The organism is Arthrobacter sp. P1_B4, assembly GCF_056406555.1.
Genome location: NZ_JBFTZW010000020.1, coordinates 39,387 through 45,727, shown reverse-complemented (window position 1 = coordinate 45,727; position 6,341 = coordinate 39,387). Strand labels below are relative to the sequence as shown.

The 6,341-nt window shown below is 66.5% G+C and carries 6 protein-coding genes and 1 pseudogene; 4 read left to right on the top strand and 3 right to left on the bottom strand.

What is annotated here, in order from left to right; genetic code table 11:
- Both AC1D1W_RS10065 and AC1D1W_RS10060 read right to left on the bottom strand, forming a co-directional pair.
- A pseudogene (locus AC1D1W_RS10065) lies at positions 1–293 on the bottom strand (HNH endonuclease); the annotation flags it as partial.
- Between the two features lie 3 nt (positions 294–296).
- Positions 297–641, bottom strand: coding sequence for a hypothetical protein (locus tag AC1D1W_RS10060; protein ID WP_476943576.1), 345 nt, complete (start codon positions 639–641; stop codon positions 297–299).
- A gap of 230 nt (positions 642–871) precedes the next feature.
- Here AC1D1W_RS10060 and AC1D1W_RS10055 point away from each other — a divergent pair, with 230 nt between their 5' ends.
- Positions 872–2,578, top strand: coding sequence for a serine hydrolase (locus AC1D1W_RS10055; RefSeq protein WP_476943575.1), 1,707 nt, complete (start codon positions 872–874; stop codon positions 2,576–2,578).
- 72 nt (positions 2,579–2,650) lie between these two features.
- The gene (locus AC1D1W_RS10050; RefSeq protein WP_476943574.1) at positions 2,651–3,160 is read left to right on the top strand and encodes a hypothetical protein; all 510 of its coding nucleotides are present in this window, start codon (positions 2,651–2,653) and stop codon (positions 3,158–3,160) included.
- Here the strand turns inward: AC1D1W_RS10050 and AC1D1W_RS10045 are convergent.
- Positions 3,157–4,701, bottom strand: a complete 1,545-nt coding sequence (locus AC1D1W_RS10045; RefSeq protein WP_476943573.1) for an amidohydrolase — start codon at positions 4,699–4,701, stop codon at positions 3,157–3,159. The two genes, AC1D1W_RS10050 and AC1D1W_RS10045, sit on opposite strands and share 4 nt — an antisense overlap.
- Positions 4,702–4,946: 245 nt before the next feature.
- Between AC1D1W_RS10045 and AC1D1W_RS10040 the strand changes: the two genes are divergently transcribed.
- Together AC1D1W_RS10040 and AC1D1W_RS10035 are read left to right on the top strand one after the other, a co-directional pair.
- Positions 4,947–5,282 carry a hypothetical protein gene (locus tag AC1D1W_RS10040; RefSeq protein WP_028276886.1) on the top strand — a complete coding sequence of 112 codons (336 nt, stop codon included), beginning with the start codon at positions 4,947–4,949 and terminating at the stop codon, positions 5,280–5,282.
- Positions 5,279–6,334, top strand: coding sequence for a zinc-dependent alcohol dehydrogenase family protein (locus tag AC1D1W_RS10035; protein WP_018776072.1), 1,056 nt, complete (start codon positions 5,279–5,281; stop codon positions 6,332–6,334). Before AC1D1W_RS10040 ends, AC1D1W_RS10035 begins: the two co-directional genes overlap by 4 nt.
- The last annotated feature ends 7 nt before the right edge of the window (positions 6,335–6,341 follow it).

Sequence of the window (6,341 nt, the reverse complement as noted above, 5' to 3'; positions counted from 1 at the left end):
GCCGGGACTCCGGCGGCGGCCTGTTCGCGGCGTTGGAGCAGGCCGAAGGCCACGGCGAGCCGGGCCTGTTCCGCGGACGCGGCGGACTTCCAGTCCTCCAGTTCCCGGATCCGGTCAATGATCCCGGCACTGTCCGTGGGCGGACAGCCTAAGCCCAGAGGTCCGGCGGCCAGCCGGCCCGCCAAGGCCGCCTCGGCGGTGCCCGGAATGGCGGCGGCATCGCCCGCGGCGCGGCCGAAGCCGGCGTCGCCGTGTCCTGCCGGAGCCACTTCGGGCCCTTGATTGCCGTCCATGAATTAAGTGTCCCTGCGGGCTATGACATTTATGGCCCTCCGCAGCCGTTCCACCGCTTCGGAAGCCATCGGCGACCTTCCAGGTCCCAAAGTCACTCCCGAGACGGTGCCCAGGAAAACGTCGAGCTGAAGACGCGTCCGCAACCCGTCGAGCGCGGAGTGCAACTCGTCAAGCCGTCGGTACTGTTCGATCATCCCGGCGGGATCCTCGGCCTGACGCACGTCCCGGAGCGCGCTGGAGCAGAATGCGAGCAAATCCTGGACGCCGTCGTCACCGCTCCCGGCGCGGCCGAGGCCGCCGTCGCCGTCTCCCGCCGGAACCACTTCGGGCCCCTGATTGCCGTCCATGAATCCAGTCTCCTCCGGGGATCCGACATTAATAGGGCAACCAGAAGGAGGCCGCGAGGTTAGCGGGATTGGTGGGATTCGTTGGCGGTTGTGGAGGTCCGGCCGCGAGTTCCCGGCGTCCGAGGACCCCCACCCGAGCGCATCGCCCCTGTCTCAAACACGGGCACGGGTCCATCATGGGAGGGGGCGTTAGCTCTGCGCCCCAGGCGGAACCGGGCGGAGGATTGTCCATGAACCAGAGGGAATCTATCGCGACGAGGATCAGCTCGCTGCCTTCGGACCGCCGCTCGTTACTTAAAGCGGTCGGCGTCGGCGCCGCGGGTATAGCGGGCATGCCGCTGCTGGCCGCCTGCACGGCCCAAAGTGCCCCCGCCGGTGCCGGAAGCAGTGCCTCTGACACCTCCGGTACGCCGTCGGCGTCTCTGCTTCCGGCGCCGGAACCGCAGGTCAAACCGCTCCTGGACCAACAGAAGGTCAACGCCGCCTTGGCAAAGCTGGACGGGATGGTCCAGGGCGTGATGGAGAGTACCGGTGTTCCCGGAGTCGCCGTGGCCGTGGTCTACCAGGACCAAATGGTCTACGCCAAGGGGTTCGGCGTGCGGGAATCGGGCCGGCCCGAGACAGTGGACGCGGATACCGTTTTTCAATTGGCCTCGGTGTCCAAACCCTTGGCCTCCACGGTGGCGGCCGTGGCCGTGGGCCGCAAGGCCATCTCCTGGACGGAACCGGTGATCAACCACACCCCCGGCTTCGCCCTGAAAGACCCCTACGTCACGCGGAACGCCACGGCGGCGGRCCTGTTGTCACATCAAGGCGGCCTCAGTACGGGGGCGGGCGATCTGTTGGAAGACCTCGGATTCGACCAGTCCTATATTCTCAGCCACCTCAAACAGCAGCCGCTGGACTCATTCCGGTCGAGCTACAACTACAGCAACTTCGGCTACACGGCTGGTGCACAGGCTGTCGCCGATGCCATGAACAAGCCCTGGGCAGACCTCGCCGAAGAAGTCTTGTTCAAGCCCCTGGGCATGTCATCCACGAGCTATCGCCACGCGGACTACCAAAAGGCGACGAACAAGGCACTGATCCACGTCCCAGCCGGTAACAAGACCTGGGTGGCCAAATACTCCCGGGATGCCGACGCCGAAGCACCCGCCGGCGGGGCCAGTTCCTCCGTGCGCGACCTGGCCCGCTGGATCCGCCTGCAGCTCGCCAACGGCAGCTTTGAGGGAAGCGAGGTTATCGATCCGGACGCGCTTAGTATCACGCATGTCCCGCACGCTGTCTCGGGCCCACCGTCGACGCCGGGTGCCCGCACCCGCTTCTACGGCTTGGGCTGGAACGTCTCCTACGACGACCACGCCCGGCTGATGCTCGGGCACTCGGGAGCCTTCAACCTTGGTGCCGCGACCGCAGTCTCACTGCTCCCCGGCGAGCAGCTGGGCATTGTTGCCCTGACCAATGGCCGGCCGCAGGGCATCCCCGAAGCCATCTGCGCCGCATTCCTGGACACGGCCCAGAACGGCGCCCCGACAGTGGACTGGATCGGATTCACCTCGGGCGTCTTCCAGAAGATCGATGAGGCGGAGAAGCCAAAAGTTGACTATTCCAAGGCGCCGGCCCAGGCCAAACCGGCGCAGGGCAACGATTTCTACACCGGAAGTTATGCGAACTCCTACTACGGCCCGCTCACCGTCGCGGTGGAGAACGGCGTGCTGACCCTTGAGCTGGGCCCGGCCGGCAGGACCACCAAGTTCCCGCTCACTCATTTTGACGGCGACACCTTCAGCTTTGAATCAATCGGCGAGAACGCCAACGGTCTTGCCGGGGCAATCTTCGCCCCCGGCGCGGACGCCGCAGCCGGAGGCGGCACGGCTTCGAGCGTCAGGCTCGATTTCTACGATCAGACCGGGCTGGGCACCTTCACCCGCGGCTGAGCCCGGACTTCAGTGAGTGAGCTTCTTCCGTAAGCTTCAAAGGAACGCCACGAGCCCCGATCCAAGGAACCCATGCCCATCAACACACAATCGCTGAAACAGGACGGCTTCACCGGTTTCCGGCCGCTCCAGGACCTTGACATCAACCGGATCCCGCAGAAGCCCGGGATCTTCGCGGTACTGCGGCCGGAGGGCTTACGGCCCCAGTTCCTGGCCAGGAGCACCGCCGGCATCTTCAAGAAGAAGAACCCCACCCTCAAGACGGACGCTCTCGACGCCGAATGGGTGGACGGCGCCGATGTCCTTTTCCTGGGCAAAGCCGGCCCCGGAAGCAAGGGCAACCGCGGACTGCGCCGGCAAATCCAGGAATTCGTCGACTTCGGCGAAGGCAAGCCGCCGGGCCACTGGGACGGGCGGCTCATCTGGCAGCTCGCCGTGCCCGGGTCCCTGATCATCGCGTGGAAAGAGTTGCCCGTTGAGCAACTCAACGCGGCCGAAGCCCGGTGCCATGCCGCATTCATCGAAGAATACGGCCGCCTGCCGTACGCCAACTTAGTCCAGGCGCGCGTCAAAGGTGCTTAGCCGCCGTACGTGAACCGTCCCGCCACTAACGTGGCGGCCACCGGCATGGCCGCAAGCTCCGCATCCGACACGGTCAGAGGGTCGCCGTCGAGCACTGCAATATCGGCGGGATCCCCGACCCGGAGACGGCCGCGACCGCGGGTCGAGGCCGTGAGGGCCTCCTGCCGCGTGAGGGCCTGCTCGGCATGCCACGGCCCGCGGCCATCCAGCCGGGCCCGCGCCGTGGCAGCGGACATGGCAATCCACGGATCCAGCGGGGCCACCGGAGCGTCCGAGCCCAGGGCGAGAGTCGCCCCGGCGGCCAGCAATGAACGGAGCGGGAAGGACCGGTCCGTTCGCCCCGGCCAGTTCGCCTCGGCGGCGTCCCGGTCATCGAGGGCATGCGCAGGCTGGACACTCGCGGTCACGCCCAACCGGCCGAAGCGGGCGAAATCCTCGCTCCGGACAAACTGGGCATGCTCCACCCGTCCGGCGATGCCCGCCGCCTCAAACGCATCCAAGGCGACTTGGTTGGCCGCGTCGCCGATTGCGTGGACCGCCGGCACAAAACCCGCCTGCCGCGCCCGGACCAACAGGGCGAGCAGCTCCGACTCGCTCACGGTCAGCAGCCCGTGGCCGCCGTTCGGATACGGGTCAACGCAATACGCTGTGCGGGTATTGAGCGAGCCGTCGATCAGCACCTTCAAGGGGCCCACGCTCAGCAGCCCGCCACTGCCGGCCACTGCCAAACCTGTCCGCAGCCCCTCTGCCACGGCCCGGTCCAGGTCCTGCGGATAGACGCCCGCTTCAACGCGCAGGGCAGCGAAGCCGCTGGAGATCCTCCGCAGCCAGGCGTCGCGGTTCCACGTCATCTCGAAGTCCACAATCCCGACCACGCCCCGCGCGGCCGCAGCCTGCCCTGCCTGCCGCACCCACGGATCCACCACCGCGTCCGGCAGCTGGCCAAGCTCCCGGGTCAGGGCGAACGCCGGTTCTTCCCGGAGCAGCCCGCCCGCATCCACCGGCATTCCGTACTGTTGGGCCGCTGCGGAGTTGAGCCAGACACAGTGGAGGTCGTGGCTGATCAGCGCCGTAGGCCGGCCGCGCGTCACGCCGTCCAGGAGGTCCAGACTGGGCAGGTCATGCCAGATGGCATCGCGGAAACCGACGCCCACCAGCGTCTGGACGGGACCCGGAGCTCCGGCGCCGCTTCCGGCCCCGGCGATATGGGCCTCCGCGATATTGTCCCCGGCGATATGGGCCCCGACGACGGCGGCCGCCTCACGCGCCGAGCCGGCACCGGAGAGGTCAAGCCGGTTGGAGGCCAGCGCCCACTGCGTCATATGGACGTGCTCATCCCACAGCCCAGGAATGGCGTAGCGGCCCTCCAGATCCACCACCTGGGTTGCAGCGGGGAGCGCACCCAAGCCCGGGCGCGACGGGATGATTGCCGACACGGCCCCGGCACGAAGATGAACGTCGAAGCATATTTCCTCCCCGGGGTGCCGCGCGGAGGCCAGCACGAGATCCGGGGGTCGGCAGGGATCGAGCGGATCAGACATAGGAACAGGCTAGGCGGGCGACGCCGCAGGACCCAACAGGCGCACACGGGACTTTCGCCCCTTACCTCTGCCACGACCGCCCCCCAAGCTGAATGTGTGGGGAGGTTGCTGCACGGCCAGTTGGGGGACGTGTCGAGCGAAGAACCACTTCACGTAATACGGCACGGGTCTCACCGCGAATTGGGGAAGGAAATGGCGTTTGCACTTTCCGGCTTCAGCAGGAAAAGGCAGGAGACCACGGCCACATGAGTATCCACCACCATTCGGGGGACCCTAAACTCAAGGTGCTCATCCGCCTGAACGCCGACGCCGAAACAGCGCGGATCGACGTGCATGGTGTGGTGACCGTGGCCAACGTGCGGGCGCTGTACGTCGTTTGCCGCCGCGTCACAAGCAAGCTTCCCGGGTTTGAACTCGTGCTCGACCTCGCCCATGCCCGGGTGTCGGCCGCCGCGATCGAGGAACTCCGTGAGCGTGCCCGCGCCTCGTTGCTGTATTCGGGGATCGATGGCACGGAGACTCCGTGCCGTCTGCGCCTCGTGGACCCGCTGGTCATCCTCAAAACCAAGGAGCACGTATGAAAGCCCTCGTCTATGGCGGTCCCGGGGAGAAATCGTGGACCGAGGTCCCCGACCCCACCATCCAGAATCCCAGCGATGTGATCGTCAAAGTGGACACCACCACCATCTGTGGGACCGATCTGCACATCCTCAAAGGCGACGTCCCCGCGGTGGCCAAGGGCCGCATCCTGGGCCACGAAGGGGTCGGCACCATCACGGAGATCGGCGCCTCCGTGACCAGCCTCAAGGTCGGGGACCGCGTCATCATTTCATGCATCAAGTCCTGCGGGCACTGCGCCAACTGCAAGACCGGCCTGTACTCCCATTGCCTGGGGGAGGAGGGAACCTCCGGCATCGGCTGGGTTTTCGGACATCTGATCGACGGCACGCAGGCCGAGTTCGTCCGCGTCCCCTACGCAGAGAACTCCCTGCACCTCCTGCCTGAGGGAGTCAGCGACCAGCAGGCCGTCATGCTCTCCGACATCCTCCCCACCGGCTTTGAGATCGGCGTGCAGTACGGCCGGGTCAAGCCCGGCGACACGGTCGCCGTCATCGGCGCGGGCCCCGTGGGACTTGCCGCGATCTCCACCGCCGGCCTCTACGGCGCCGCCACGATCATCGCCGTCGACCTCGACGCGAACCGGCTCGAGAAATCCCGCGAATTCGGAGCCACCGATGTGGTCCTCTCATCCGATGCCGACTGGAAGGAGCAGCTCATGCTCCTGACCGACGGGCAGGGCGTGGACGTGGCGATCGAGGCCGTGGGCGTCCCGGCGACCTTCACGATGTGCACCGACATCGTGCGTCCTGGCGGCACCGTGGCCAACGTGGGCGTGCACGGCAAAGCAGTGGAACTTCACGTCGAAGACCTCTGGATCCGGAACATCAACATCAGCATGGGCCTGGTGAACACCAACACCACCCCCATGCTGCTCAAGCTCGTGGCACAGCAAAAGATCCCCGCGGACAGTTTCGCCACCCACCACTTCACCTTTGACGAGTTCATGGAGGCGTACGACACTTTTGCCCGCGCCGCGGAGACGAAGGCCCTCAAAGTCGTGATCACGGCATGAAAGCGCT

What these genes read in the sequence shown, in the direction of transcription:
- AC1D1W_RS10050 (WP_476943574.1), top strand. Translation starts at nt 2,651, where the DNA reads ATGCCCATCAACACACAATCGCTGAAACAGGACGGCTTCACCGGTTTC.
- AC1D1W_RS10045 (WP_476943573.1), bottom strand. Translation starts at nt 4,701, where the DNA reads ATGTCTGATCCGCTCGATCCCTGCCGACCCCCGGATCTCGTGCTGGCC.
- AC1D1W_RS10060 (WP_476943576.1), bottom strand. Translation starts at nt 641, where the DNA reads ATGGACGGCAATCAGGGGCCCGAAGTGGTTCCGGCGGGAGACGGCGAC.
- AC1D1W_RS10040 (WP_028276886.1), top strand. Translation starts at nt 4,947, where the DNA reads ATGAGTATCCACCACCATTCGGGGGACCCTAAACTCAAGGTGCTCATC.
- AC1D1W_RS10035 (WP_018776072.1), top strand. Translation starts at nt 5,279, where the DNA reads ATGAAAGCCCTCGTCTATGGCGGTCCCGGGGAGAAATCGTGGACCGAG.